The organism is Pacificispira sp. HM-600 (genome assembly GCF_977993705.1).
The window spans coordinates 1702446-1727824 of the sequence record NZ_OZ388079.1 but is presented as its reverse complement, the minus strand read 5'-3'; the positions used below and the strand labels follow the sequence as shown (position 1 = coordinate 1727824).

Below are 25379 nucleotides of genomic sequence, written 5' to 3'. Positions count from 1 at the left end.
CGCCTCCCCCACCTCCTCGTAGACTCGACCGGGTGACCGACTCCCCCGCCGCTCCCGTGCGACTCCGCCCTGAAATCGCTGCGTTGCCGGCGTACCGACAGGGCAAGCAGGCGGATGGCTCGGCTCACAAGCTCTCCAGCAACGAGAACCCCTTCGGTCCACTTCCGGGGGTGCTCGAGGCCGTAGCCGCAGCGTCCGGCATCAACCGGTACCCGGACGCCACGGCCGGTCGTCTCCGAGCCGCGCTCGCCGCACGTTTCGGGGTCGACGAAGACCGCGTGCACGCGGCCGCGGGAAGCGTGGCGATCCTCGCGCAGCTGATCGCTGCGGCCGCAGGACCCGGCGACGAGGTGCTCTACGCCTGGCGGTCGTTCGAGGCATATCCCTCCCTCGTGACGGTTGCGGGCGCCACGAGCATCACCGTGCCGCTGACGGCCGACGGGCGCCATGACCTCCCGGCGATGGCCGCCGCGGTTACCGAGCGGACCCGTGTCGTGATCGTCTGCACGCCCAACAACCCCACCGGGCCCACTGTCGAGCGGGAGGAGTTCGAGACCTTCCTGGCTGCACTCCCCCGCGATCTGCTGGTCTTGCTCGATGAGGCGTATGCCGAATTTGTGACGGACGCCGGTGCGGTGAATGGCCTCGGCGCCACCGGATACCTCGACCGCCCGCAGGTGGTGGTGCTCCGCACCTTCTCCAAGGCCTACGGCCTGGCGGGACTGCGGATCGGCTACGCGGTGGGCGATGCGTCGATCCTCTCCGCCGCGCGCAGCACGGCCATCCCCCTGTCCGTTACCGCGCAGGCCGAGGCCGCCGCCCTGGCCAGCCTCGAAGCCGAACCGGTTCTGCGCGGTCGTGTTGCAGAGCTCGTAGAGCGGCGTGATCGCCTGGCCGATGGATTGCGAAGTCTCGGCTGGCGCGTGCCCGAAGCGCAGGGCAACTTCGTCTGGCTGGCAACCGGACCGGAGACGGCTCGGACGGCCGAGGCGTTCGAAGAGGCCGGTCTGATCGTGCGGCCGTTCGTCGGCGAGGGCGTGCGAATCTCGGTCGGCGAAGAGGAATCTGTCGAGAAGGTCCTACGGGTCGCGGCATCCGTTGTGCAGAACCTCCCGGAAGCCCATCCGGCGCGGACGTTAGCGTAGGGCAGGTGGATCCGCTCGAAGCACCCGACGTCGTGCGCGTACTCGCCGCAGACGGAACGTTCTCCCCGACCGAGTCGGCCGAGCCCTACCTGGCCGTGATCGATTCTCTCTCCGAAGAAGAGTTGCAGGGCTTCTACCGCGACATGGTGGCCATCCGCGCGTTCGACCGCGAGGCGACCAACCTGCAGCGTCAGGGCCAACTCGCGCTCTGGCCGCCGAGCTTTGGCCAGGAAGCGGCGCAGGTGGGATCCGCCCGCGCGACCCGCCCGCAGGATCACGTCTTCCCCTCGTACCGGGAGCACGCCGTGTGCATGATCCGCGGAGTCGACCTGGTCGACATCATCCGCGTCATGCGCGGGCACTCGCACGGCGGCTGGAACCCGCGGGATCCCCGCAACGGCAACACGAATATCTACACGCTGGTGCTCGGTTCGCAGACTCTGCACGCGACGGGCGTCGCGATGGGCTTCGGACTCGACGGGCTGAGCGGCTCGGGTGACCCCGAGCGCGACCAGGCCGTCATCGTCTACTACGGTGACGGTGCGTCGAGTCAGGGCGACGTTCATGAGGCGATGGTCTTCGCGGCGAGTTACGCGACGCCCGAGGTCTTCTTCCTGCAGAACAACCGGTGGGCCATCTCGGTGCCCGTTGCGACGCAGTCACGGACGCCACTGGTGAATCGCGGCGCGGGGTACGGGATGCCGAGCATCCAGGTGGATGGCAACGATGTGCTCGCCAGCTACGCCGTCACCCGTGTTGCCCTGGACGAGGCGCGCTCGGGGCTGGGTCCCCGAGCGATCGAGGCGATGACGTACCGGATGGGCGCCCACACGACGAGCGATGATCCGACGAAGTACCGCACGGGCGACGAAGAATCCACGTGGGCCGGACGCGATCCCATCATGCGGATGCGGGCATATCTCGAGGGTCGCGGAGCATCCGACGCCTTTTTCGCCGACGTCGAAGAGCAGGCTCACGCGCTTGCCGAAGACACGCGCTTGCGGACACCGACGCTTCCGCTGCCGACGGTGGCGTCGATATTCGAGCACGTATACACCGAGCCGCATCCATTGATGCAGGAGCAGCTCGCCTGGGTTCAGCAGTACGAAGCCTCGTTCGAGGAGGGTGACGCATGAACGCGCCCCAGAACATGCCGCTGAGCAAGGCCCTCAATGCCGGGCTGCGCGCAGCCATGGAGCGCAGTGACCGCGTGCTCATGATGGGCGAGGACATCGGGCCGCTGGGCGGCGTCTTCCGGATCACCGAAGGACTCCACGCCGAGTTCGGCTCGAATCGCGTGATCGACACCCCGCTCGCCGAGTCCGGAATCGTCGGAACCGCGATCGGCCTGGCGATGGGCGGCTTTCGTCCGGTGTGCGAGATCCAGTTCGACGGATTCGTCTACCCGGCATTCGATCAGATCACCTCACAACTGGCGAAGATCACGAACCGCTTGCAGGGTGCCGTCAGCATGCCCATCGTGATCAGGATCCCCTACGGCGGACACATCGGCGCTATCGAACACCACCAGGAGAGCCCCGAGGCATACTTCACGCACACCCCGGGCCTGCGCGTGGTGAGCCCGTCGACGCCGAACGATGCCTACTGGATGATTCAAGACGCGATCTTCTCCGACGACCCCGTGATCTTCCTCGAGCCGAAGAGCAAGTACTGGCAGAAGGGCGAGGTCGACCTGACTTCGCGTCCCGTCGGCCTGCACGAGAGCCGTCTCGTGCGGCGGGGGACCGATGTGACCCTCGTCGGGCACGGCGCCATGGTCACGACCCTCCTGCAGGCCGCGGCTCTCGCCGAGGCCGAGGGGGTCAGCTGCGAAGTGATCGACCTGCGTTCTCTCTCGCCGGTGGACTACGCACCGATCCTCGATTCGGTGCGTTCCACGGGACGCATGGTCTATGCGCAAGAGGCGCCGGGATTCACGAGCCTCGGCAGCGAGATCGCGGCAACCGTCACCGAACGTGCCTTCTACTCCCTCGAGGCGCCGGTTCTGCGCGTGTCGGGCTTCGACGCGCCGTTCCCCCCGGCAAAGCTCGAGGGCTCATACCTCCCCGACGCCGACCGCGTCCTCGAGGCCGTCGACCGGGCCCTGGCATACTGAGCCCTGGTTCCCGCGGAAAGGATCCCGCATGAGCACGCAGACGTTCCTCCTCCCCGATGTCGGTGAGGGTTTGACCGAGGCCGAGATCGTGAGCTGGCGGGTCGCGCCGGGCGACGAGGTGAAGGTCAACGACGTCCTGGTCGAGATCGAGACCGCGAAGTCTCTCGTCGAGCTGCCTTCGCCGTTTGCCGGCACCGTGGGTGAGCTGCTCGCGGGGGAGGGCGACACGGTGAACGTCGGAGCCCCGATCATCACGATCGGCGAGGCGGGTGCCGATGCGCCACGGCCGAGCACCGCGCCCACCGAGGTGGGGGAGGCCACGGGCGGCGCCGTGCTCGTCGGTTATGGCACGGGCGGCGCGGTCACGTCGCGCCGTCGCAAGCCGGCGGAACGTCCCGTCGCCGCATCCGTCGGTGTCGTCGCCAAGCCGCCCATTCGCAAGCTCGCTCGCGACCTGGGCGTCAATTTGAGCGATGTCGCGGCCAGTGGGGACGCGGGGGAGGTGACGCGCGAGGATGTCGTGCGGCACGCGTCGCAGGCGAGCGTCTTCCGCAACATCGAAACCCCCGAGTGGGGGGCCGTGCGGGAAGAGACGATTCCGGTTCCCGAGGCAGCCGCCGCACCGACCAGTCCGAAGGCAGCACCGGCGGATTCCCGAGAGGAGTCCATCCCCGTACGCGGCGTGCGCAAGGCCACAGCCACGGCGATGACGAGCAGCGCATACACCGCGCCGCATGTATCGGTGTGGGTCGACGTCGACGCCTCGCGCACGATGGAGCTCGTCAAGCGCCTGAAGACATCCCCCGACTTCGCGGACGTCAAGGTTTCACCGCTCCTGATCATGGCGCGCGCCGTCATCTGGGCCGTTCGTCGCACACCCATGGTCAACGCGGCATGGGTCGACACGGACGAGGGCGCGCAGATCCGCGTGCACCATTACGTGAACCTGGGCATTGCGGCCGCGACACCGCGCGGATTGCTCGTCCCGAACATCAAGGAGGCCCAGGACCTGAATATGCGCGAATTGGCACGTGCGCTCGAGAAGCTCACGATGACCGCGCGCGAGGGCAAGACGACGCCCGAAGATCAGCGCGGGGGAACGGTCACGATCACGAACATCGGCGTCTTCGGCGTCGACGCCGGAACCCCGATCATCAACCCCGGTGAGGTCGGGATCGTCGCGCTCGGCGCGATCCGCCAGAAGCCGTGGGTCGTCGACGGCGAAGTCCGCCCGCGCTGGGTGACGACGGTCTCGGGATCCTTCGACCACCGCGTCGTGGATGGTGATGGCGTGTCGCGGTTCATCGCCGACATCGCTTCGGTGCTCGAGGAGCCCGCGCTGCTGCTCGACTGATGTCGGCGGCCCGTCGAGTTGGATAGGCCGCGCGACATCTGTGCGGGGGACGGGTGCATGCTGCTCTTTGCGCCGCTGCACGCGACCCGCGGGAACGGCGCGATCTTGTGACGGGCATCCGTTATTACAAAACGTTATTCGATAATCTTACCGTGATACGTTTTGTACCACGGAGGTGCTTGAGATGAAGGCGATTACACCCAGTGCATCAGACAGTCCTGCGCGCAACGAGCTGTCCCGGGGGGCGAGAGCAGGACGCTGGGAACGTATCGCGCGCGGCATCTACATCCCTGCAGATGCGCCGCCCGCAGACTGGGACCAGATCGAAGCGGCAACCCGCAGATCCGACGCCACCATCTGTCTCATCTCGGCGCTCTCGCACTACGAACTGACGGATGCCATTCCCCGGTCGCTGGACGTCGCTATCCCCAGCGGCTCACGCCGTCCGGCCACCAGCGGCGCCATTACATGGCACCTGTTCGACCGAGGCACATTTCAACTCGGTCGCGCCGAGACGTCGATTCCAGGAACGACGCAGAAGATTGGCCTGTACAGCGCTGAGCGCACAATCGCGGACGCGTTCCGCTTGCGTGGGGCGCTCGGTTACGAAACCGCGCGCGACGCACTGAAGGAATGGCTGCGGCGCGGTGGGAAGCCCTCGAAGCTCATAAAGATCGCGACACAACTCCCACGCGCCAAGGCGCCCATCTTGAACGCGCTAGACATGATGACGTGACAGCCTCAGACATCTACAAACAGCTGCAACGCGCTGCGCGATCCGAAGCGGACAAGAAAGGTGTCGCGCCGAACGTTCACGCATATCTGCTGCGGCACGCGCTGGAATCCTTCCTGTTCCGCCTCAGCAGAACCCCGCACGCTGATGACTTCGTGCTGAAAGGTGGACTGTTGCTGGGCGCGTACGGGGTGCGGCGACCCACGAAGGACGCGGACTCCAATGCGGTCGGCGCCAACGTCACTCCCGAGCATCTCGCGGTGGTCGTCGCTGACATCGTGGCCGTGTCCGTCGATGACGGGGTCGCCTTCGATCTCGACACGCTCGACGTGCAGGTGATCCGGGACGGAGCCGAGTATCCGGGGATGAGAGTGACCGTCGCAGTCCGGATCGCGACCTGGGTCGGGAAGGTTGTATGGGACGTGTCCACCGGTGACCCTATCGTCCCAGCGCCACGGCGAGTCCTATTGGACCGGGTTATTGGTGACCCAATCAGCCTGGTCGGATACGCGCCGGAGTCAACGGTGGCGGAGAAGGGTGTCACGATCCTCGAGCGCGGCATCAGCAGCACGCGCTGGCGCGATTACGTGGACATCGTCACCCTCGACGGAGCCGGATTGGACTTCGGACAGCTCCTCGACGCTTCGCGAGCCGTCGCAGACTACCGGGACGTGTCGCTCGCCCCAATCGGACCAGCCGTGGAAGGGTACGGTGCGGTTGGTCAGGCGAAGTGGGCTGCCTGGCGGAAGAAGGAACAACTCGAGAGCGTATGTGAGGAGAATCTCGACGATCAGATGGTGCGCGTCGCGGCCGTCCTGGACCCGGTCTTCGGCCAAGGGAATGGCTAGTACGAGAGCCGTAGGTTAGGAACGACGTCGACCAAGGGGCCGTTGGCGAGCGGAGTCCTGAGGGAGTGGCTCTCCGTCCGCGGGCAAGCGGACCGTGTACGTGGGCCAGCGCCCACGTAGATCGTAGCCTGACCGCATCCGGAAGGCTTCTCGGCGCTCACCAGATCTGGGCCCGCGAGGGGGCACCGGGGGTTCAGTGGCAGGTTTCTGATAGCAGTCCCGCACTGGAGCAAGTCGGATGACTCATGGGTGTTGAGGCGGGCTGCCTTAAGCCCCGTGTTTCCGCGGAGCAAGTACAGGGCATCGGGTGCAACTTGAGGGTCGCCTCATAACTGATGTGAGCCGCCCCGCAACCCTGCTGCAGTTCGCGAATGTCCCGATGCGTCAGGCGCTCGGAAGCGGACGCAGATCCTTGGCCTCCGCGCGGGTGCGCGATGCGGCCGCATCGTCGGCCTCGAGCACGGCGGACTCGTACGCCTCGACCGAGGCGCGGTACGCCTCGAGCTCGAGGCTCATGGCCGCGTCGGTCCAGTCCAGTTCGGTCTGCGCGACCTGTGCGACCTCTTCGGTGGCGGCGAGGCCGAGGTGGGCGTACTCGTAGCTGATCCGCGTGCGGCGATCGAGGAGGTCGTCGAGATGCAGAGCGCCCTCGTAACGGATCGCGAAGATGATCTCCGCGCGAAGGTAGGCCGGCGCTTCCGCGAGGGGAGTCGCGGCATCGGGTACCTCGCGGCAGATGTCGGCAATGACCTCGACATCCGTGCCGTATCGGTGCGCGAGGTGATCATGCATCGCTCTGCTGAGACCGAACTCAGCCCCGACGCGCGCGGCGGCGTGGGCGGAGTGGGGCGCGTCGGCCGCGCCGGCGAGGGGAACCCGGGTCGTGCGCGAGGGCCGGGACTTCGCCGCGGCGCCCAGGGCAAAATCGACGGCGTCCTCCGCCATCACCCGGTAGGTGGTGAGCTTGCCGCCCGCGATCGCGACCAGGCCGGGCACAGGGGAGGCCACCGTGTGCTCGCGTGAGACCTTGGCGGACGCCGTCCCGGCCTTCGTCCCCGGCTGCAACAGGGGTCGAAGCCCCGCCCACGTGCCGATGATGTCGTCTCGGCTGAGGGGCTCCACGAGCACCTTGTTCGCTTCGGCGAGGACGTAGTCCACGTCTCGGGACGTCGGCACCGGATGCGTCAGGTCCTCCGTCCACGGAGTGTCGGTCGTGCCGATCACCCAGTAACGCGACCAGGGGATAACGAACAGCACACTCGATGCCGTCTGGAGGATGAGGCCCGGGTCTCCCGTGATGCGGTCCCTCGGGACGACGATGTGGATGCCCTTGGAAGCGAGCACCTTGAGGCCGCTGGATGTCGCCATGGACTGGGTGCGTTCGGTCCATACCCCCGTGGCGCTGATCACTGTCTTGGCGTGAACATCGAAGTGCTCGCCGGTTTCGAGGTCTTTCAGGGTCGCGCCGATGACCCGCCCGGTTTCGTCTGTGAGCATCGCCGTCGCCTGCACGCGAGAGGCGGCGAGGGCCCCGTGCCCGGCCGCCGTGCGCAGGAGCGTGACGACGAGGCGGGCGTCGTCGACCGTGGCGTCCCAGTACTGGATCGCGCCGACGGCCGCATCGCGGCGGAAGCTCGGGAACGCGCGGGACACCGCGGAGCGGCTGAGGTGGCGATGCCAGGGGAGAGGGCGCGGAGCTCGTTGCAGCGAGGCAAGCGCGTCATATAGGCCGATGCCGGCCCCGATGAAGAGGCGATCCCAGATCGGGCGCTTCAGGGGATACAGGAACGCCGCGGGGCGCACGAGGTGCGGTGCGAGCCGCGTGAGCAGCAGGTTCCGCTCGGTGAGGGCCTCGCGGACCAGTTTGAAGTCCAACATCTGCAGGTATCGCAGCCCGCCGTGCATCAGCTTGCTGGAGCGGCTCGAGGTGCCGGACGCCCAGTCCTGTCCGTCGATGACGGCGGTCCGCAGGCCCCGGCTGGCCGCGTCGAGCGCGATTCCGGCCCCGGTGACGCCACCGCCGATGACGAGCACGTCCAGCTCGTCGTTCGCTGAGCCGTTTTTCATGCCGCGGAGCGCGGCCTGTCGAGTGTTGCCGTCCATACGGTTTTCGCGCATCAGATGGGCCACCCTCTCGTGTCCTGGTGATTCATAGAGTGGACGCGAACCGTCACGCCTCGGAGCCACCGTACGGCGCTGTCGGTGAGCGATGAACCTTCTTGCGTCGTACTTGCACATATGTGCACATTGGAGTCATGGAGAAACAGGAGCACATGCTCGCGGCCGCCTCGATGTACTACCTGCAGGACCTCAAGATGGAGGCCATTGCGGCCCGGCTGCACCTCTCGCGCTCGAGCGTCTCGCGCCTGCTGAAGGAAGCGCGGGCTCGTGGACTGGTCGAGATCACGCTCCGCCCGCCCCCGACGGCAGCCCCGGAGGTAGGGCGAAGGATTCAGCATGCGTTCGGCATCACAACCCATGTCGTTCCCCTGGGGGCCTCGGCGAGTTCGACCGAACGGCTCGAGCAGGTGGCCCTGACATCCGCGCGACTGATCGGTGGCTGGTTCGACTCGGGCATGACCATGGGCGTGGCATGGGGAACGACGATGGCCGCCATCACGCGGCATCTCGCGAAGAAGCCGACGCGGGGGAGCGCGGTGGTGCAACTGAACGGGTCGGCGAACACGCGGACGTACGGCGTGGAGTTCGCGGGCGAGATGATGGTGCGATTCGGGGAAGCTTTCGATGCGCGTCTGCACCTCTTTCCCGTGCCCGCGTTCTTCGATTACGCCGAGACGCGCCAGGCGATGTGGCGTGAGCGGTCGGTCGCCCGCGTGCTGGATCTACAGCGCACCGCCGATATCGCTCTGTTCGGCGTGGGCGCCCTGACCGGGGAGGTTCCCAGTCATGTGTACTCCGCGGGCTATCTCGAGCAGGACGATATCCGCGCACTCACCCGGGATGGCGTCGTCGGCGACGTCTGCACCGTTTTTCTGCGCGCCGACGGCACCTATGAGGATCTCGATCTCAACAGACGAGCGACCGGGCCGACGCCCGCGGAACTGCAGGCGGTGCCCCGGCGGGTGTGCGCCGTGGCGGGTGACAACAAGGCCGCCCCGCTGCTCGCCGCGCTCCGTTCGCGGGCGGTGACGGACCTGGTGGTGGACGAGATCACGGCCCAGGCGCTGGTCGAGGTGATGTCGCCGTCCGAGCACGCCGCCGCGCTTCGGTGAGAGGTCACGGCGATCGAGCCATTTTGATAATGATAATCATGCGGGTTACGCTGACGGGGTGAACCCGACACGTCGTCTTCTTCCGATCATCGCCCTCTCGGCCGCCTCGGCGCTCGTCCTTGCCGGATGCGCGGGTGCGACCCCCGGCGGTGAGTCCGCGGGGGACGGCCGCCTTCAGGTCGTCGCGTCGACGAACGTCTACGGCCAGATCGTCGAGGAGATCGGGGGGGATGCGGTCGACGTGACGTCGATCATCACCTCCACCGGCCAGGATCCGCACTCGTTCGAGGCGACCGCGGGGGACCAGCTCGCGGTTTCGCGCGCCGACCTGATCATCGAGAACGGTGGGGGGTACGACTCGTTCATGGAGTCGCTCGTCGAGTCCAGCGATGCCTCGGCGCACGTGATCACCGCCGCCGAGTTCTCCCACCACTGGCCGGAGGACGAGCACGCCGAGGACGAGCACTCGGAGGACGAGCACGCCGAGGACGAGCACTCCGATGAGGAGCACGCCGGGCACGACCACATCGTAGGCTTCAACGAGCACGTCTGGTACGACCCGCACACGATCGAGCACGTCGCCGAGGCGATCGCCGAAGAACTGAGCGAACTCGACCCCGAGAGCGCCGCGACGTTCGAGATCAACGCGGCCGCATTCGTCGAGCAGATCGGCGGTCTCGAGACGTCGCTCGGCGAGATCGAGGCATCCGGCGCCGGCGCCCAGGTCTTCGTCACCGAGCCCGTCCCCGTGTACCTGGTCACCGCTGCCGGGCTCGTGAACGTGACGCCCGAGGCCTTCAGCGAGGCCGTCGAAGAGGGCCAGGACGTCCCGCCCGCAACACTCCTCGAATCGCTCGACCTGGTCGAATCGGGCAGCGTGCGCATCGTGATCGCGAACTCCCAGACAGGCGGAGCGGAGACCACCCAGGTCATCGACGCTGCCGAAGCTCAGAGCATCCCCGTCCTGGAGTTCTCCGAAACGCTCCCGGAGGGCCAGACTTACATCTCGTGGATGCAGCAGAACGTCGAAGCCCTATCGGGCGGCCTCGCGGGGTGAATGCTGCCCCTCCTCTCCTCATCGAGAATGCGGCGCTCCGACGGGGCGACCGAGAGCTGTGGTCAGGCCTGAACCTCGACGTGTACGCGGGGGAGTTCATCGCCGTTCTGGGGCCGAGTGGCTCGGGCAAGACGACCCTGTTGCGCGCCATTCTCGGGCTCGATCGTCTGAGCGAGGGCACGATCACCGCCCTGGGTGAGCGCGTGCGCCGACCGGGTAATCGGCGCATCGGCTACATCCCTCAGCAGCGTCCGCTCGCCCGTGACGCGGCGTTGCGGGGCCGAGACCTCGTTGCGCTCGGCGTCAACGGGCACCGGTTCGGGCTCCCGGTCCCGCGCAAAGCCGACCGGGCACGCGTCGACGAGCTGATCCGGGCGGTCGGTGCGACGGGTTTTGCGGACCGTCCCGTCGGGGAGCTCTCCGGTGGCGAGCAGCAGCGTCTGCGGGCGGGTCAGGCGCTCGCCGACGAACCCCAACTGTTGCTCTGCGACGAACCGCTGACGAGCCTCGACCTGGCGAATCAGCAGGCCGTGACGTCGCTGATCGATCGGCATCGACGCGAGACGGGCGCGGCGGTGCTCTTTGTCACCCACGACATCAACCCGGTGCTGCGTCACGTCGACCGCATCCTCTACCTGGCCGGCGGGCGCTTCACCCTGGGAACCCCCGAAGAGGTGATGGACTCCGGCGTTCTGTCTGATCTCTACGGCACCGAGGTCTATGTCCTCCGGGCGGGGGATCGGGTCGTGGTCGTCGGCGCGCCCGATGCCGGTGATTCCCACCATCACCACCACGACGAGGACGAGTCGTGAACTGGACAGACGTCTGGGAGGCCATGTTCGGCGGCCTCGCGGACTATGGCGACATCCTCGCGCTCGTATCGAACTCGGTCATCGCGGGCGCGGTGCTGGGGCTCGTCGGTGGCCTGGCCGGCGTCTTCATCATGCAGCGCGACATGGCCTTCGCCGTCCACGGCATCAGCGAACTCTCCTTCGCCGGGGCCGCCGCAGCTCTCCTGATCGGTGCGGACGTCGTGCTCGGCTCGATTTTCGGTTCGCTCATCGCGGCGGGATTGATCGGATGGCTGGGCGCCCGTGCACGCGACCGCAACTCGATCATCGGGGTGCTGATGCCCTTCGGGCTGGGGCTGGGCATCCTGTTCCTCTCGCTCTACAGCGGCCGGAGCGCGACGAGGTTCAGCCTGCTGACGGGTCAGATCGTCTCCGTGCAGTCGGGGCAGCTGAGCCTGTTGATCGGCATCAGCCTGGTGGTCCTCGCCGGAATCGTGCTCATCTGGCGTCCGCTGCGCTTCGACTCGCTCGACCCGCAGTCGGCCGCGGCGCGCGGGGTGCCGACGACCGCTGTCTCGCTGCTGTTCATGCTGCTGCTCGGCCTGATCGTCGCCGTCAGCGTGCACATCATCGGTGCCCTGCTGGTCATGGCCCTGCTCGTGACCCCCGCGGCCGCGGCCATGCGCATCGCGTCGGGCCCTCTATCCGTTCCCCTCCTGGCCGCGACCTTCGGTTTCGTCTCGGCGGTCGGCGGCATCCTTCTCGCGATCGCCGGAACGCTCCCCGTGAGTCCGTACATCACCACGATCTCGTTCGCGATCTACGTCGTCTGTCGACTCGTCGGACGTCGCCGGGAGAGGGTCACTCGGGCGCCGCGTTCGGGAACCTCCAAGCCGGCACGCGCCTAGACTTCTCGAATGGCCAAGCGCAACACCTGGCAGCGCGAACGCGTGCGCGACGCCCTGGACGAATCCCCGGGCTTCGTCAGCGCGCAATCCCTGCACGCACTGCTGCGCGACGAGGGCACGGGCATCGGCCTCGCGACGGTCTACCGTGCGCTCGCCGACCTCGCGGCCGAGGGTGATGCCGACAGCCTGCAGAGCCCCGAGGGCGAGAGCCTCTACCGTGCCTGTCAATCGCCCGGTCATCACCATCACCTGATCTGTCGTTCGTGCGGCCTGACGGTCGAGATCGAGGGCAGCGACGTCGAAGAATGGGCGCATCGCACCGCCGCACAGAACGGATTCACGGAGGCGGCGCATATCGTCGACATCTTCGGTTTGTGCGCGGCCTGCACGGTCGCGCGTGCGAGCGAGCGTGACGCGCAGTAGCGAGACGCGCGGTCACGGGCACACCCACCTCGCGGGGGTACCGACTGTCGGTCGACCGCGTCGCGCCGCCCTGATCGGGACCGCGATCGGCCTGGCCACGATCGCGGCGTTGTTCGCGATCGACGCGTGGGCGCCGCAGCTCTTCCCGAGTGCCCTGCCAAGCCGCGCGCAGGACGGCTTCACGCTCGCCCTGTCGGTGCTGATCGAGTCCCTGCCGTTCATCATCCTGGGCGTTCTGCTGTCGGTCGTCGTGCAGGTATGGGTGCCCCCGGGTTTGATCGAGCGATGGATGCCTCGCCGCGCCTGGGCTCGCCGTGCCGTCCTTTCCACCCGCGAGGGTGCCCGTTCCGTCCGCCAGGGTGCCCGTTCCGCCGGCGAGGATGCCGGAGCGCGCCCGGTCGCGCTCATCGCGACCGGCGTCGGTGCGGTGCTGGCCTCCGGTCTCGTGGTGCTCGCCGTCGTCATGCCCCCGGCATCCCTCTCCGCCGAACTCGCGCTCGCCCGCTCGAGCGGCGCACCGCCCGTCTTGTCGACCTCGGCGACGCTCGCGCTCGCGACATCCGACGACACCTCCGCTTTCGGCATCGCCGAATGGGCGTCGCTGCTGTCGACGACGACCGACCCGGCACGGTTCGTCGGTGAGAAGGCCACGCTCACCGGCTTCGTCGGTCCCGATGGCGACAGCGACGGGTTCGCCCTGACCCGCCTCGTCATCGTGCACTGCGTGATCGACGCGCAGGCCGCCAACGTTCCGGTCGCGGAGCTCGCGGGCGGCGAGGACCTGTCTCCCGGCCAATGGGTCGAGGTCGAGGGTGAATTCGTGCGAGACGACGGGGGCGCGCTCGTGCTGCAGCCCGCGAGCGTGACGGCGATCGATGAGCCCGGGGATCCGTATGGGTACTGACGCCCCCCGTTCTGTCCGCGCCACACGGGATCAGACGCGGGGTGCCGCTCGCCGGGATCGTGAACACCGCCGCGCACGCTCCTCGTTCACACGTTCGCTCGCCGTCGTGATCGCCGCGCTCGTCGTGGTGGGCGCGGGCGGCGCGGCCTACAGCCTGACGCAGGGGCCTCGCGTCAGTACGGTCGCAATCGACGCTCTCTCGGTGGCCGAGGCCGCGGGGCAGCGACTCGTGTTCACCACCAATCAGCCCTTGGCTCCGATCGACCCTTCGCAGGTCACGATCGAACCGGCCGCCCCGTTCACGATCGAGGCATCCGGCCGCAACGTCGCCGTTCAGTTCACCTATCCGCTCGATGCCGCGACCGATTACACGGTTTCGGTCGAGGGCGTCGAAAGCGCCTCGGGGGGCCCCACCGCGACCATCTCGCACGACTTCGAGACGGGCACACCGCCGATCTACGTGCTGCAGCGGCGCGACGGCGACGACGATGCGGTGTTCCTCACGAACCTCACCGGCGATCAGGCGGTCCCCGTTTTCACGCACCCGCAGATCGAGGACTACCGGGCTTCCCGCGACGGCCTGGTCGTCGAGACGACGGATGGTTCGGGTGCGGCGTCGCTCACGGGCATGGCGCTCGACGGGTCCGACCCCACGCCGTTGGTCGTGCCCGGCGAGGGCACGATCGCGGGCCTGCAGATGGCCGACCACGACGGGCTCGTGGGGTACACCTATACCGACCTGGACATCTCGGCGACCTCGGGGATCGAGTCCGCGCTGTACGTCTCGCGGCTCGGTGACCCCGACGCCGAGCCGCAGCGCATCGAGGTCGGCGCGGATCCGCGGGTGGTGGACTTCCTGTTCGTGCCGCAGACCTCGTCGCTCGTGGTGCTGACCTTCGATGGCCAGTTGCGCCTCGTCGACACCTCTCGGCCGGACGCGGAGCCCGTTCTGTTGGGCGGTGCCCTCGGGCTGTCGGGCATCGAGCGGGGGAGTGGCCGCGTGATCGCGGAGCAGTCCGACGGCACGGTGCTGATCGATCTGACCGACCTGAGCGAAACGCCCCTCCCGCAATCGGCCGAGCTCGACGCGCTCGGAATCCCCGGACCCGTCGTGCCCACCGTGCAGGGCAAGAGCCTGCGCACCTTCACCCAGATGGGCGAGGACGGGTACCCGGAATCACAGGCCGTCGGTCTGGTCGATGAGGCCGGAATATTCGAGCCGGTGTTCGGGCTGGAGGACGGCGGCGACGCGGTCATGCAGACGTGCGCCTCGCCGAGCGGGAGCCACGTCGCGGTGATCGTCTCGCCCGATCTCGCCGACAACCCGTACGACACCTACGCCCGCCCGCTTCCGTCACGGCTCGAGACGCACATCGTCGACGTGCGAACGGGGGAGGAAGTCACGGTCATCGAGGGCACCGATATCTCGTGGTGCTCCGTCACGATCGGATGAGTCACGATCGGATGAGTCACGATCGGATGAGTCACGATCGGATGAGTCACGATCGGATGAGTCACGATCGGATGACCGACTACCGCCCGGCGACGCGGGAGGATCTGCTCGAGACCGCCCTCGTCGTCGCGCCCCGCTTGCTCGGCGCCCGGCTCACCACGCTGGTCGACGGGCAGCGCGTCTGCGTCCGCATCACCGAGGTCGAGGCCTATCACGGCCTCGGGACCGGGGATGTCAGCGACCCCGGTTCGCATGCGCGCATGGGACAAACCCCGCGGAACGCCACAATGTGGGGCGAACCCGGGCACCTCTACGTCTACCTCAGCCATGGCATCCACTCCTGTGTCAACGTCGTCGCCGGGCCCGCGGGCGTGGCGGGCGGGTTGCTGTTGCGCGCGGGAGAGATCATCGAGGGAGCGGATGTCGCGGCTGTGCGCCGGCCGGCTGCCCGACTCCCTCGGGATCTCGCACGCGGACCCGGGCGTCTCGGTCAGGCGCTGGGCCTCCGGCATCCGATCCATGACGGTATCGACGCGATCGCCGGGGTGGCGCCCTGGCCACCCGAGCGGGCCGGGGCCGTCGCCCGCCTCGACCTGGCGCGCGAACCGGTGCGCGACGTGTCGCGCGGTCCCCGGGTCGGCGTGGCCGGTGTCGCGGGCACGAGCGTCTTCCCGTGGCGGTTCTGGATCACCGGCGATCCGACCGTTTCGGTGTTCCGTCCCGGGCGCGGCGCCGTCGAGACCTGACGCCTACCGCGCCCGTCAGGCTGGGCCCGCAGACACGCCGTGCTAGGATCATTGTTTGTCTGCGCGCTTTCCCGTGCGCAGTTCGTGCCCATTCATCCCTTTCGAGCCGGAAACGGTTCCCTCGGGCGTGGGCGCAGACAAGGGATCTTGGGTGAGACCGTCCGGTCTCACGGTATTGAAGGAGAAATCACTATGGCAGCAGTGTGCCAGGTGACAGGAGCCGTTCCCGGCTTCGGTCACTCGATCAGCCACTCGCACCGCCGGACGAAGCGTCGCTTCGACCCGAACGTGCAGAAGAAGACGTACTTTGTTCCGTCGCTGGGCCGCAACATCAAGCTCAACGTTTCGGCCAAGGGCATCAAGGTCATCGACGCGCGGGGCATTGAGTCCGTCGTCAAGGACCTCATCGCGAAGGGTGTGAAGCTCTAATGGCGAAGAAGGCTCAGGACGTACGTCCGATCATCAAGCTGCGTTCGACCGCCGGCACGGGATACACCTACGTGACGCGCAAGAACCGCCGCAACAACCCCGACCGCATCGTGCTGAAGAAGTACGACCCCGTTGTGCGCAAGCACGTCGAATTCCGCGAGGAGCGCTAAACATGGCGAAGAAGAGCAAGATTGCTCGCAACGAGCAGCGCAAGGTCATCGTCGAGCGCTACGCCTCGCGTCGCGCCGAGCTGAAGAAGGCCCTGGTCGACCCGACCTCGACCGACGAGCAGCGCGAAGAGGCCCGCCTGGGTCTGCAGAAGCTGCCCCGCAACGCGTCGCCCGTGCGCGTGCGTTCGCGCGACGTCATCGACGGCCGCCCCCGTGGTGTGCTGACGAAGTTCGGCATCTCGCGTGTGCGTTTCCGCGACATGGCCCACCGTGGCGAGCTGCCCGGCGTGACCAAGTCGAGCTGGTAACCACCCGCATCCGCCGAAAGGGCGGGGATTCTTCGGAATCCCCGCCCTTTCGCGTGCGCCCGCGTCGTCCCCGGCCGGACGGCTCACCTGGCAGTAGATGCGGGCCTGGGTGCTCAGCACCGACACCTACTGCCAGGCGAGCGGGTCCATTGGGCCGAGCGAAACGGAGAGCGGACGGTGCGCAGGCCGTGCGCGAGGGGCGCGGGAAGGGCGCCACACGAGTCACATCCGTCACTCGAGCACCGAAAATGCCTCGAAGTTGGACAGAAACCCGCGGAAAGCCGCGGAAATACGCGGCGGGCGGCGGTTCGCGGGGTAGATTCGACGCGGTCGATCGACCAGCCGGGCTGAACGGTCCGGTCACGTTTACATGAGGCGGCGCTTCGGCCGCCGCTGGAGGGTAACCCCATGGCTGACAAGTCCATCACCAAGACCGAGCTCGTTGCGAGCATCGCCAGCGCCACCGGTGAGAGCCAGGCCACGGTTTCGCGCGTCGTCGACGGTCTGTTCACGACCGTTGCCGAGGCCGTTGCCAAGGGCACCAAGGTCTCGATCCCGGGCTGGCTCGCGTTCGAGCAGGTCGACACGGCCGCTCGCACGGGCCGTAACCCGCAGACGGGCGCCGAGATCAAGATCGCCGCTGGCAAGCGCGTCAAGGTCACCGCGGGCTCGAAGCTCAAGGCTGCAGCGAAGTAGTCAGAGGTTCCGAGAGGGAGGATGCCGCACGCGCGGCATCCTCCCTCTGTCTTTGCCGGGCGGGGCCGGGCGTGCACACCGTCCGCCTAGGCTGGGTGGGTGAGCCCCCGAACCCTGCGCGTAGCCGGGCCTATGATCCTCGTGGTCACCGCCCTTACCGCCGCCGTCGTGGCGCTCGCCTACGGCGGGGGAGCGGATGCTCTTCTCGTGGGGGATCCCGGTCCCGTCGTGCGCTGGGGTCTTCCGATCGCCAATCTCGGCGTCAACCTCGGTGCCGCCGCGATGGCCGGGTCGCTCGTGCTCGCCCTCTTCGCGCTCCGCGCCGGTGACACCGAATTCGACACCGCTCTCGATGTGGCGTCCGTGGGCGCCGCCGTCTTCACGATCGCGGCCGGCGCGACGGGCTACCTGACGTTCCTCAACGCCTTCAACGCGACACCCAGCGCGGACGCCGTCTTCGGCCAACAGCTAGGCCGCTTCCTGCTCGACCTGGATGTCGGCCGCGCGTGGCTCATCACGACGCTGGCTGGAGCCGTGATGACGGTTCTCGCGTTCGCGGTGCGCTCGTGGACCTCGACGCTGCTCGTGGGCATCCTCGGCCTCGCGGCTGTCGTGCCGATGGCGACGACCAGCCACGACGGGGCCGCGGCCAGCCACACCGCCGCGGTGACGAGCCTCGCGCTCCACATCGTCGGGGCCGCCGTGTGGCTCGGCGGACTGGTGTTGCTGGTCGTGCTGCGGGCGTCATCCACGCCGCAACGAATGGCGCACGTGCTGCCGCGCTACTCGACCATCGCGCTCGTCGCCTTCGTCGTCGTCGCCCTCTCCGGCTACGCACGCGCGGCACTCGGCTTGGGCTCGTGGGATGCGCTGCTCTCGGCCTATGGCGTCATCATCGTCGTGAAGGTCGTGGCGCTGCTGGCCATCGGCCTGCTCGGTGCCCGCTACCGCCGCCGGCTCATCGCACGGATGGGCGAGACGGCCGCAGCACGAACCTTCTGGGGCCTGATCGCCCTCGAGCTGGCTTTCATGGGAATCGCGAGCGGTGCCGCGGCGGCGCTCGCGCGAACGGCACCGCCGATCGGAGACATCCCGATCACCGATCCCACCCCCGCAGAGACCCTGACGGGCTCACGCCTTCCGCCCGAACTCGGCCTGACCCAGTGGTTTACCGTGTGGGACATCGACCTCCTGTGGGTTTTGGTGTGCGGCTTCGCGATCTTCTTCTACATCGCGGGCGTCATCCGTCTGCACCGCCGCGGCGATGCGTGGCCGATCTACCGCACGATCAGCTGGTGCGCGGGCATCCTGCTGCTGTTCTGGGTCGTCGGCGGCCCGGTCGCCGCCTACGAAAACTACCTCTTCAGCATCCACATGGTCGGGCACATGCTGCTGACCATGGCGATCCCCCTCCTGCTCGTGCCGGGGGCGCCGGTTACGCTCGCGGCGCGGGCGATCCGCAAGAGGGATGACGGAACGCGCGGCGGCCGGGAGTGGATCCTATGGACGGTGCACACGCCCGTGGCGCGGGTGCTCACGAATCCTCTAATCGCGGCGGCGCTCTTCATCGGCTCGCTCTGGGTGTTCTACTACACCGACATCTTCCGCTGGGCGCTGAACGACCACCTCGGGCACCTCTGGATGATCGCCCACTTCGTCATCACGGGGTACCTGTTCGTGCAGTCGCTGATCGGGATCGATCCGGTGCCGTACCGCCTGCCGTACCCGTTCCGGCTGATTCTGTTGATCGGCATCATGGCGATGCACGCGTTCTTCGGAATCTCGATCATGTCGCAGTCGGGTCTGATGCTGGCCGACTGGTTCGGGTCGATGGGGCGCACCTGGGGCGTGCCACCGCTCGAGGATCAATACATCGGCGGGGGCGTCGCCTGGTCGGTCGGCGAGATCCCGACCCTGATCCTCGCGATCGCCGTTGCGATCCAATGGAGCCGCAACGACGACCGTGCACAGCGCCGACGCGACCGCCACGTCGATCGGGTCGGCGACGACGAACTGGACGCCTACAACGCGCGTCTCGCCGCACTCGCCGACCAGGATGCGCGAGGGGATTCCACCCGCGGCGCGAAGGTCACTAGCCCTCCGGCGACCCCACGAGAATAGAAGCCGAACCGTCGGGCAAGACGGTGATCTCGGCGTCGAGACCGAAGGTGACGTCCTCTTCCACCGTTCGCACCGAGCCGTCGAACAGCGAGCGGATGTCGACGCTGATGTGGGCCACGGCTTCCGCCGGCTGCATGGCCCAGCCGGCGCCGTCCGGCACGAGCGTGACGGTCGGGTAGTCGACGATCGACCACGTGGGTAGGTTCGCGATGCGGTTCTGCACGACGAAGCCGAAGGGGCATGCAGTGGGCTGCAGCACCTGTTGCGTCGCGCAGTCGTCGAGGAACGAGTCGACGCGTTCTTGCACGACGCTCACGAACTCTGCCGTCGGCTCGGCCTGCAGTTCGAGCGGAACACGTGCAAGCGGTTCATCCGCCAGCACATCGGCGCCGGTCGTTTCGGCGATCGCGGTGTCGACCGAGACCCGGTAGAGCCCGGGTGAGAACACCAGGAGCGCGACGGGGTCGAGCGGGGGCGCGTCCACACCGAGGGGCGAGACCTGCCTTTTGTCGAGCGTGAATCCGTTGACCTCGAACGCCATGGACCCACGAACGGTGACGTCGATCACCGCGAGTGGGCTCTCGGTGAATCGCCACGAGGGGAGGATGCCCCTCCATCCGTCCTGCTCGACGGTGAATGTCGAGGCGCCCTCGTTGCCGCCGGCGCGGAAGCCGATCGTCACCTCGACAGCGCCGTCGACGATACGCTCGCCGACGGCGCGGATATCGCTCAGTGCGGTGAGAGCATCCCGCCGCAGGAGGGCGTCCGACGCCGTCTCGGGCAGGCCCGCGTCGGCGAGATGTGTTGCATCGACCGCGACCCCGGGGACTTCGAGGGCGTCGGCGGCGCGGCCCGCCGCGATCAAGCCCACGTAGCGCTCGACGAAGGCGCTCGGGCCCCAGAACTGTTGGTACAGGGTCGCCCAGCCCGCGCCGAGGGCGGAGATCAGCAGAACCCCGACGATCGCGAGGATCGTGAGATCCCGGGAGAGGCTGGAGCGCCGGGGTGCACGCTGCGCGCCGCGCCGCGAGCTCGTGTCCACCGCACCCGGCGCGCGGACGGTCGCCGCGTCGTGCGCGCGCGTGTTTACAGCCCCCTCGTCCACCTGGCCAGTTTAGGCGGCGGACTTCACGGACCCGGCAGGCCCGGGCGGGCGAGCGCCGTGGCGCGAATAGCATGTTGCAGTGACCACGCCGCTGCTGTCCTCAGAACAGGACGCGTTGTTCCGGCGCATCGAAGACACCAACGACCACATCTTCGTCACCGGTCGGGCGGGAACCGGCAAATCGACGCTGCTGCAGCATTTCGCGGCGAACACGGCGAAGCAGATCGCGGTCTGCGCCCCGACAGGTGTGGCGGCGCTCAACGTCGAGGGTCAGACGATCCACTCGCTTTTTCGCCTTCCCATCGGGTTGATCGCCGATCAAGAGCTCGAACAACCGGAGGCGACGCGCAAGATCCTGGGCGCGATCGACACCCTCGTGATCGATGAGATCTCGATGGTCAACGCGGATGTGATGGATGGCATCGACCGTTCCCTGCGCCAGGCTCGGGCGCGCCGCGCCGAACCGTTCGGCGGGGTCCAGGTCGTCATGTTCGGTGACCCGTATCAGCTCGCCCCCGTCCCTCCGCGGGGGGACGAACTCGCCTACATCCGCGACCACTACCGCTCGTTCTGGTTCTTCGACGCGCACGTGTGGGCCGGTGCGGACGCGGGTGGCGGCAGCGGTAATGACGGCGGGACCGCGCTCGCCGGCTTCGGGGAACTCGGTCGCTACGGGTCCGAGCTGAACGTGCACGAACTCGTCGACATCCATCGCCAGTCCGACGCGGCGTTCAAGGCGATGCTCAACGCGGTGCGTTACGGACGCGTCACGGCAGACATCGCGGGCGTGCTGAACGGCATGGGCGCTCGAACGCCCCCCGCGCCGGAGGCATCCGAGGCCCCCACCATCACGCTCGCAACGCGCAACGATCGCGTTTCGGCGATCAATCGCAAGCACCTCGAGGCTCTGCCCGGACGATCGCAGACCGCTATGGCCGAGATCACGGGCGACTTCGGGCGGGGCGAGGGCGCGTACCCCGCGGACGTCGAATTACAGATCAAAGTGGGCGCACAGGTCATGTTCCTGCGCAACGACATCGCCTCGTTCGGTGAGGCGCCCCGCTGGGTGAATGGCACGATCGGCACGGTGACGCGCATCACGGGCGGAACGGTACGGGTCGAGGTGGATGGTCGCGAACACGATGTCGAGCCCGCGGTGTGGGAGAAGTACCGCTACAACTACTCGCCGCTGACCAAGCGCATCTCGCGCGAGATCGTCGCCGAGTTCCACCAGTTTCCGTTGCGACTGGCGTGGGCCGTGACGATCCACAAATCTCAGGGCAAGACGTACGACCGTGCCGTGATCGACCTGGGTCAGGGGGCGTTCGCGCCGGGGCAGACGTACGTCGCGCTCAGTCGGCTGACATCGCTCGAGGGCCTCTACCTCTCGCGTCCTCTTCGACCGAGCGATATCCGCGTCGATCCGGACGTCGAACGCTTCATGCGCTCCGTCCGCGGCTGACATCCGGCGGGGGCCCCGTCAGGCGGACGACGTCTCAGGCGACGGATGCCCCAGGCGACCGATGCCTCAGGCGACGGATGCTTCGGTGCGCGCGCGCTCGAGGTCCTGGAACAGATCGGTGTTGAACTGGTACGCCCGCAGCACCTCGTCGACGACGCGCTCACGCTCTTCGTCGTCCCACGGAACGGCGTCCAGCTGCTCGCGGTAGACGTCCTTGAACGCGCGGGGGTCCGCGATGTCGTCGAAGACGTAGAACCCGACGCCGTTCGTTTCGAACCCGAAACGGCGCTGCATGACGCGTCCGATGAAGATGCCGCCGGAGAGGTCGCCGAGGTAGCGTGTGTAGTGGTGCGCGATGAAACCGCCCGGCCACGTCGATCCGACCTCTTCGATGCGAGCGACGTAGCGCTCGGTGGTGGGGAGCGGACGGATGCTGTCGGCCCAGTCGGGTCCGATCAGGAACTCCAGGTCCGCCTCGAGCGCCGGCAACCGGGTCAGTCGCTCGGTGATGAAGGGAGCCGCGACGGGATCGCTCGACATCCGATCCGCGGCCGCCTCGAGGGCCCGATAGATGAAGTAGTGCTGCGCGACGAGCGAGATGTAGTCGTCGCGGGTGCCCTCACCCTTGAGCAGGCCGGACATGAAACCCTCGCCCTCGCTCGCGGAGTGGGCGCCGCTCGAGCGCTGACGGAGCAGGGTGGAGAACGGAACGACGTTCGACATGCAGACAGCATAGCGGGCGAATTTAGGATGCCCTAAGTAAATTTTACGCGTGGGGCCGAGGTTCGATTCCGAGCTCAGCGCAGGCCGCGTCGTAGAGGGCGACGACCTCGCGGCGCACCTCGGGACGTTCACTGATCGGGGCGCCGGGCCACGGTACACGCAACGCCGAAGACGTGCCCGCGGCATCCGTGACACTCCACTCGGCACCATCGCCGTCGAACCCGGTCATGACGGCGCCCACCGCTGCCGGGTGACCGAAGGCGCGCGCGATCAGAAGGTTGTCGTTGTTGTGATCGCTGTTCATGTGGTGCAGCACCGCCGAAACGGTGGCGTCGTCGAAAGCATGCGGCATTCGCACAGCTTAGGACGGCCGGGCGTGATGGAACCGTGACATCGAAGCCATAAACTTCTGAGGACGACGCCGGAGGTGAGCATGGCCGCACGATGGACGCGTCGGCGTGCCCTCGGTGCCACAGCGGCGCTGTTGGCCATGACTCTGGGCCTCGCGGGATGTGCCCCCGACGGTCCCCAGGACGTCGACTTACCGGCGCAGGCAGACGCCGCCCTCGCGGATGACGTCGTCGCTCAGTTGGACGAGGCCGTCCGCAGTGCGATGGCGGCCACCGCGTCCACGGGCGCCATCGCCGGGGTGTGGTCGCCGTGGAGCGGCAGTTGGGTCTCGGCGATCGGGACGGATGCGACGGGATCCGCGCTCACGTCCGATATGTCCTTCCGTGCGGCCGATGTGACCCGCATGATGACGTGCGACGTGCTCTATGCAATGGTCGACGACGAGCTCGTCGCTCTCGACGATTCGGTCGTCGATTACGTCCAGGGCGTCCCCTCGCTCGAGGCCGTGACGCTGCTCGATCTGTGCAACGGCACGGGCGGCATCGGGGCATACGAGCCGGTCGTCGGCGCGTCGTGGGTCACCAACCCGGAGCGGGTGTGGCATCCGCTGGAGATCGCATCGTTCGGCGTCGGCCAGCCGCGGTCCGCGGTCGGTACCGAGTACCGCGGCGCGGACTCCGGCTATGTACTGCTCGGTATGGCTCTCGAGCGGGCATCGGGTGAGACGGCGGCCGAGCTCTACGACCGCTACATCTTCACCCCTCTCGCCCTCGACAACACCACGCTGCCGGGCACGCGGGCGGCCCTCCCCGGTACGCTTCCGCTGCACGGCTATCGCATCCTCTCGAACGCGGACGGATCGCTCGCGTGTGATGCCCCGTTGGATGTCTCGACCCTGTCCTCGTCCGTCGGCTTCACGGACTCGGGTGTCGTGTCGACCGTGACCGATCTCGGCCGCTACGTGCAGGCCGCGGCGGTCGGAGCGCTCGCGCCGGAATCCGCCGAAGGACGCTGGTCCGCTCCGCTACCCGTGTACGCCGGAGCGCCGGCGTGGTTCACGGCGACGGGCGGAGCACTCCAGGCGGGGTCGCTCATCGGCCAGTACGGTGGACTGCCCGGCTACCTCACGGCCGCATTTGCCGATCCCGAGACCGGAATGACCGTCGTCGTCGTGCTCAACAACTCGACCGCCCCGGCCCAGGTGATCGGAGATCTCGCCTTCGAGCTGGCCGCGATCGCTTCCAAGGCCCCGGCCGCCTCCGGCGCGACGGCACCCGAGTTCGGGCTGCCCTGGACCGCACAGCAGTACCACGACGCGATCAACCAGACGAACATCTGCCGGTGAGCCGGGCGCCCCTCGGCCGCCCCGGCGCCGTGGCGCTCGTCGTCGGCGGCCTGGCGTGCCAGGAGTTGGGGGCGTCGCTCGCCGTCTTGCTGTTCCCCTCGACCGGACCACTCGGCATGGTCATGTTGCGCCTGGTCTTCTCGGCGATCCTGTTGTTCGCGATCGCGCGTCCGTCGCTGCGGGGACGGAGTCCGGGGGCGTGGCGAGCCGTCGTCGCCTTCGGGCTCGTGCTCGCCCTGATGAACGGCTTCTTCTACCTGGCGCTCGAGCGCTTGCCGCTCGGTGTGACGGTGACGATCGAGGTGCTGGGCCCGCTTGCCCTGTCGGTCATCGTCGCGCGCCGGCTTTCGGCCTGGCTCTGGGCGGTCGTGGCACTCGCGGGCGTCGTGCTTTTAGCGGGCGGTGGCTGGGACGACCTCGACCTGCTCGGTGTGTTGTTCGCGCTTGCCGCGGCGGCATGCTGGGCCGGATACATCCTGTCGTCGGCGCGAGTCGGACGCGAGTTCTCGCAGCTCGACGGGCTGGCCATCGCGATGGGAATCGGCGCGGTCGTCGCGCTTCCGTTCGGGATCGCGGACGCCGGCGCGGCCCTGCTCAGTCCCGTCACGCTCGGACTCGGGGCCGCCGTCGCGGTGCTCTCATCGGCCATTCCGTATGCGCTGGAGCTCACCGCGTTGCGTCGGCTGCCCGCATCCGGGTTCGCCATCCTGATGAGTCTCGCCCCCGCCATTGCGACGCTTGCGGGCTGGATCCTGCTCGGGCAGATGCTCACGGCAATCGAACTGGCGGGCATCGCGCTCGTGATCATCGCGAGTATCGGCGCTGTCCGCGCGAGCGCACGGGCGGCGGATGCGGCGGCTCGGCCCCTCGGCTGAGCCCGTCGGGTCCACTCACCTGGCAGTACCCGGGGTTTACAGCGCTATCGGGGCGCAACTACTGCCAGGTGAGCCTCTCGGAG

The 25379-nt window shown here is 67.9% G+C and carries 26 protein-coding genes; 22 read left to right on the top strand and 4 right to left on the bottom strand.

All coding sequences use genetic code 11. The annotated features are described in order from the left end of the window. Positions 1 to 32 precede the first annotated feature (32 nt). From ACXZ1E_RS08190 to ACXZ1E_RS08165, 6 genes are all read left to right on the top strand, one after another. Positions 33 to 1145, top strand: coding sequence for a histidinol-phosphate transaminase (locus ACXZ1E_RS08190; RefSeq protein ID WP_458040073.1), 1113 nt, complete (start codon positions 33 to 35; stop codon positions 1143 to 1145). A 5-nt stretch (positions 1146 to 1150) separates the two neighbouring features. After that, complete coding sequence (locus ACXZ1E_RS08185; protein WP_458040072.1) at positions 1151 to 2281, top strand: thiamine pyrophosphate-dependent dehydrogenase E1 component subunit alpha; 1131 nt, start codon at positions 1151 to 1153, stop codon at positions 2279 to 2281. After that, positions 2278 to 3261, top strand: coding sequence for an alpha-ketoacid dehydrogenase subunit beta (locus ACXZ1E_RS08180; RefSeq protein ID WP_458040071.1), 984 nt, complete (start codon positions 2278 to 2280; stop codon positions 3259 to 3261). Before ACXZ1E_RS08185 ends, ACXZ1E_RS08180 begins: the two co-directional genes overlap by 4 nt. Positions 3262 to 3289: 28 nt before the next feature. Further along, positions 3290 to 4615, top strand: a complete 1326-nt coding sequence (locus ACXZ1E_RS08175; RefSeq protein WP_458040070.1) for a dihydrolipoamide acetyltransferase family protein — start codon at positions 3290 to 3292, stop codon at positions 4613 to 4615. 175 nt (positions 4616 to 4790) lie between these two features. Further along, positions 4791 to 5351 (top strand): type IV toxin-antitoxin system AbiEi family antitoxin domain-containing protein, encoded by a 561-nt coding sequence (locus ACXZ1E_RS08170; RefSeq protein WP_458351922.1) that lies wholly within the window; start codon positions 4791 to 4793, stop codon positions 5349 to 5351. Further along, positions 5348 to 6196: a nucleotidyl transferase AbiEii/AbiGii toxin family protein gene (locus ACXZ1E_RS08165; RefSeq protein ID WP_458040069.1), complete on the top strand. Its 849-nt coding sequence runs from the start codon at positions 5348 to 5350 to the stop codon at positions 6194 to 6196. Before ACXZ1E_RS08170 ends, ACXZ1E_RS08165 begins: the two co-directional genes overlap by 4 nt. Positions 6197 to 6580: 384 nt before the next feature. Here ACXZ1E_RS08165 and ACXZ1E_RS08160 read toward each other — a convergent pair whose 3' ends face one another. Continuing rightward, positions 6581 to 8314: an FAD-dependent oxidoreductase gene (locus ACXZ1E_RS08160; RefSeq protein ID WP_458040068.1), complete on the bottom strand. Its 1734-nt coding sequence runs from the start codon at positions 8312 to 8314 to the stop codon at positions 6581 to 6583. Positions 8315 to 8451: 137 nt separating this feature from the next. On the opposite strand from ACXZ1E_RS08160, the gene ACXZ1E_RS08155 reads away from it, so the two are divergent. The 13 genes from ACXZ1E_RS08155 to ACXZ1E_RS08095 all read left to right on the top strand — a co-directional run bounded on the left by ACXZ1E_RS08155 (position 8452) and on the right by ACXZ1E_RS08095 (position 19435). Further along, entirely contained in the window at positions 8452 to 9429 is a 978-nt protein-coding gene (locus tag ACXZ1E_RS08155; RefSeq protein WP_458040067.1) for a sugar-binding transcriptional regulator, read from the top strand. 58 nt (positions 9430 to 9487) lie between these two features. Next, positions 9488 to 10486 carry a metal ABC transporter solute-binding protein, Zn/Mn family gene (locus ACXZ1E_RS08150; RefSeq protein ID WP_458040066.1) on the top strand — a complete coding sequence of 333 codons (999 nt, stop codon included), beginning with the start codon at positions 9488 to 9490 and terminating at the stop codon, positions 10484 to 10486. Beyond that, positions 10483 to 11298, top strand: coding sequence for a metal ABC transporter ATP-binding protein (locus ACXZ1E_RS08145; protein ID WP_458040065.1), 816 nt, complete (start codon positions 10483 to 10485; stop codon positions 11296 to 11298). The genes ACXZ1E_RS08150 and ACXZ1E_RS08145 overlap by 4 nt, the downstream gene beginning before the upstream one ends. After that, positions 11295 to 12185: a metal ABC transporter permease gene (locus ACXZ1E_RS08140; protein WP_458040064.1), complete on the top strand. Its 891-nt coding sequence runs from the start codon at positions 11295 to 11297 to the stop codon at positions 12183 to 12185. Before ACXZ1E_RS08145 ends, ACXZ1E_RS08140 begins: the two co-directional genes overlap by 4 nt. A 9-nt stretch (positions 12186 to 12194) precedes the next feature. Next, on the top strand, positions 12195 to 12608 hold the full coding sequence (locus tag ACXZ1E_RS08135) for a Fur family transcriptional regulator (protein WP_458040063.1): 414 nt from the start codon (positions 12195 to 12197) through the stop codon (positions 12606 to 12608). Then, on the top strand, positions 12595 to 13512 hold the full coding sequence (locus tag ACXZ1E_RS08130; protein ID WP_458040062.1) for a TIGR03943 family putative permease subunit: 918 nt from the start codon (positions 12595 to 12597) through the stop codon (positions 13510 to 13512). The genes ACXZ1E_RS08135 and ACXZ1E_RS08130 overlap by 14 nt, the downstream gene beginning before the upstream one ends. Continuing rightward, the gene (locus ACXZ1E_RS08125) at positions 13502 to 14965 is read left to right on the top strand and encodes a hypothetical protein (RefSeq protein ID WP_458040061.1); all 1464 of its coding nucleotides are present in this window, start codon (positions 13502 to 13504) and stop codon (positions 14963 to 14965) included. Before ACXZ1E_RS08130 ends, ACXZ1E_RS08125 begins: the two co-directional genes overlap by 11 nt. 71 nt (positions 14966 to 15036) lie before the next feature. After that, the gene (locus tag ACXZ1E_RS08120; protein ID WP_458040060.1) at positions 15037 to 15711 is read left to right on the top strand and encodes a DNA-3-methyladenine glycosylase; all 675 of its coding nucleotides are present in this window, start codon (positions 15037 to 15039) and stop codon (positions 15709 to 15711) included. A gap of 192 nt (positions 15712 to 15903) precedes the next feature. Next, on the top strand, positions 15904 to 16140 hold the full coding sequence (rpmB, locus tag ACXZ1E_RS08115; protein WP_036301133.1) for a 50S ribosomal protein L28: 237 nt from the start codon (positions 15904 to 15906) through the stop codon (positions 16138 to 16140). After that, positions 16140 to 16310 carry a 50S ribosomal protein L33 gene (rpmG, locus tag ACXZ1E_RS08110; RefSeq protein ID WP_029145259.1) on the top strand — a complete coding sequence of 57 codons (171 nt, stop codon included), beginning with the start codon at positions 16140 to 16142 and terminating at the stop codon, positions 16308 to 16310. The genes rpmB and rpmG overlap by 1 nt, the downstream gene beginning before the upstream one ends. Positions 16311 to 16312: 2 nt before the next feature. Next, positions 16313 to 16618: a 30S ribosomal protein S14 gene (gene rpsN, locus ACXZ1E_RS08105; RefSeq protein WP_036301128.1), complete on the top strand. Its 306-nt coding sequence runs from the start codon at positions 16313 to 16315 to the stop codon at positions 16616 to 16618. Positions 16619 to 17026: 408 nt separating this feature from the next. Next, positions 17027 to 17314: an HU family DNA-binding protein gene (locus tag ACXZ1E_RS08100; protein WP_036301126.1), complete on the top strand. Its 288-nt coding sequence runs from the start codon at positions 17027 to 17029 to the stop codon at positions 17312 to 17314. Between the two features lie 99 nt (positions 17315 to 17413). Beyond that, the gene (locus tag ACXZ1E_RS08095; RefSeq protein WP_458351921.1) at positions 17414 to 19435 is read left to right on the top strand and encodes a cytochrome c oxidase assembly protein; all 2022 of its coding nucleotides are present in this window, start codon (positions 17414 to 17416) and stop codon (positions 19433 to 19435) included. Here the strand turns inward: ACXZ1E_RS08095 and ACXZ1E_RS08090 are convergent. Continuing rightward, positions 19407 to 20540: a hypothetical protein gene (locus tag ACXZ1E_RS08090; protein WP_458040059.1), complete on the bottom strand. Its 1134-nt coding sequence runs from the start codon at positions 20538 to 20540 to the stop codon at positions 19407 to 19409. The genes ACXZ1E_RS08095 and ACXZ1E_RS08090 overlap by 29 nt on opposite strands. 79 nt (positions 20541 to 20619) lie before the next feature. Between ACXZ1E_RS08090 and ACXZ1E_RS08085 the strand changes: the two genes are divergently transcribed. Further along, complete coding sequence (locus ACXZ1E_RS08085; protein WP_458040058.1) at positions 20620 to 22002, top strand: ATP-dependent DNA helicase; 1383 nt, start codon at positions 20620 to 20622, stop codon at positions 22000 to 22002. Positions 22003 to 22068: 66 nt separating this feature from the next. Here ACXZ1E_RS08085 and ACXZ1E_RS08080 read toward each other — a convergent pair whose 3' ends face one another. Further along, the gene (locus ACXZ1E_RS08080) at positions 22069 to 22725 is read right to left on the bottom strand and encodes a biliverdin-producing heme oxygenase (RefSeq protein ID WP_458040057.1); all 657 of its coding nucleotides are present in this window, start codon (positions 22723 to 22725) and stop codon (positions 22069 to 22071) included. A 43-nt stretch (positions 22726 to 22768) separates the two neighbouring features. Continuing rightward, positions 22769 to 23077 (bottom strand): DUF2470 domain-containing protein, encoded by a 309-nt coding sequence (locus ACXZ1E_RS08075; RefSeq protein WP_458042844.1) that lies wholly within the window; start codon positions 23075 to 23077, stop codon positions 22769 to 22771. A gap of 81 nt (positions 23078 to 23158) precedes the next feature. Between ACXZ1E_RS08075 and ACXZ1E_RS08070 the strand changes: the two genes are divergently transcribed. Beyond that, the gene (locus tag ACXZ1E_RS08070; protein ID WP_458042843.1) at positions 23159 to 24421 is read left to right on the top strand and encodes a serine hydrolase domain-containing protein; all 1263 of its coding nucleotides are present in this window, start codon (positions 23159 to 23161) and stop codon (positions 24419 to 24421) included. Next, positions 24418 to 25296, top strand: coding sequence for an EamA family transporter (locus ACXZ1E_RS08065; RefSeq protein WP_458352089.1), 879 nt, complete (start codon positions 24418 to 24420; stop codon positions 25294 to 25296). The genes ACXZ1E_RS08070 and ACXZ1E_RS08065 overlap by 4 nt, the downstream gene beginning before the upstream one ends. Positions 25297 to 25379: the final 83 nt, after the last annotated feature.

Coding starts and splice junctions, on each gene's coding strand:
- ACXZ1E_RS08180 (WP_458040071.1), top strand. CDS start 2,278: ATGAACGCGCCCCAGAACATGCCGCTGAGCAAGGCCCTCAATGCCGGG.
- ACXZ1E_RS08175 (WP_458040070.1), top strand. CDS start 3,290: ATGAGCACGCAGACGTTCCTCCTCCCCGATGTCGGTGAGGGTTTGACC.
- ACXZ1E_RS08160 (WP_458040068.1), bottom strand. CDS start 8,314: ATGCGCGAAAACCGTATGGACGGCAACACTCGACAGGCCGCGCTCCGC.
- ACXZ1E_RS08155 (WP_458040067.1), top strand. CDS start 8,452: ATGGAGAAACAGGAGCACATGCTCGCGGCCGCCTCGATGTACTACCTG.
- ACXZ1E_RS08135 (WP_458040063.1), top strand. CDS start 12,195: ATGGCCAAGCGCAACACCTGGCAGCGCGAACGCGTGCGCGACGCCCTG.
- ACXZ1E_RS08125 (WP_458040061.1), top strand. CDS start 13,502: ATGGGTACTGACGCCCCCCGTTCTGTCCGCGCCACACGGGATCAGACG.
- ACXZ1E_RS08120 (WP_458040060.1), top strand. CDS start 15,037: ATGACCGACTACCGCCCGGCGACGCGGGAGGATCTGCTCGAGACCGCC.
- rpmB (WP_036301133.1), top strand. CDS start 15,904: ATGGCAGCAGTGTGCCAGGTGACAGGAGCCGTTCCCGGCTTCGGTCAC.
- rpmG (WP_029145259.1), top strand. CDS start 16,140: ATGGCGAAGAAGGCTCAGGACGTACGTCCGATCATCAAGCTGCGTTCG.
- rpsN (WP_036301128.1), top strand. CDS start 16,313: ATGGCGAAGAAGAGCAAGATTGCTCGCAACGAGCAGCGCAAGGTCATC.
- ACXZ1E_RS08100 (WP_036301126.1), top strand. CDS start 17,027: ATGGCTGACAAGTCCATCACCAAGACCGAGCTCGTTGCGAGCATCGCC.
- ACXZ1E_RS08080 (WP_458040057.1), bottom strand. CDS start 22,725: ATGTCGAACGTCGTTCCGTTCTCCACCCTGCTCCGTCAGCGCTCGAGC.
- ACXZ1E_RS08075 (WP_458042844.1), bottom strand. CDS start 23,077: ATGCCGCATGCTTTCGACGACGCCACCGTTTCGGCGGTGCTGCACCAC.
- ACXZ1E_RS08070 (WP_458042843.1), top strand. CDS start 23,159: ATGGCCGCACGATGGACGCGTCGGCGTGCCCTCGGTGCCACAGCGGCG.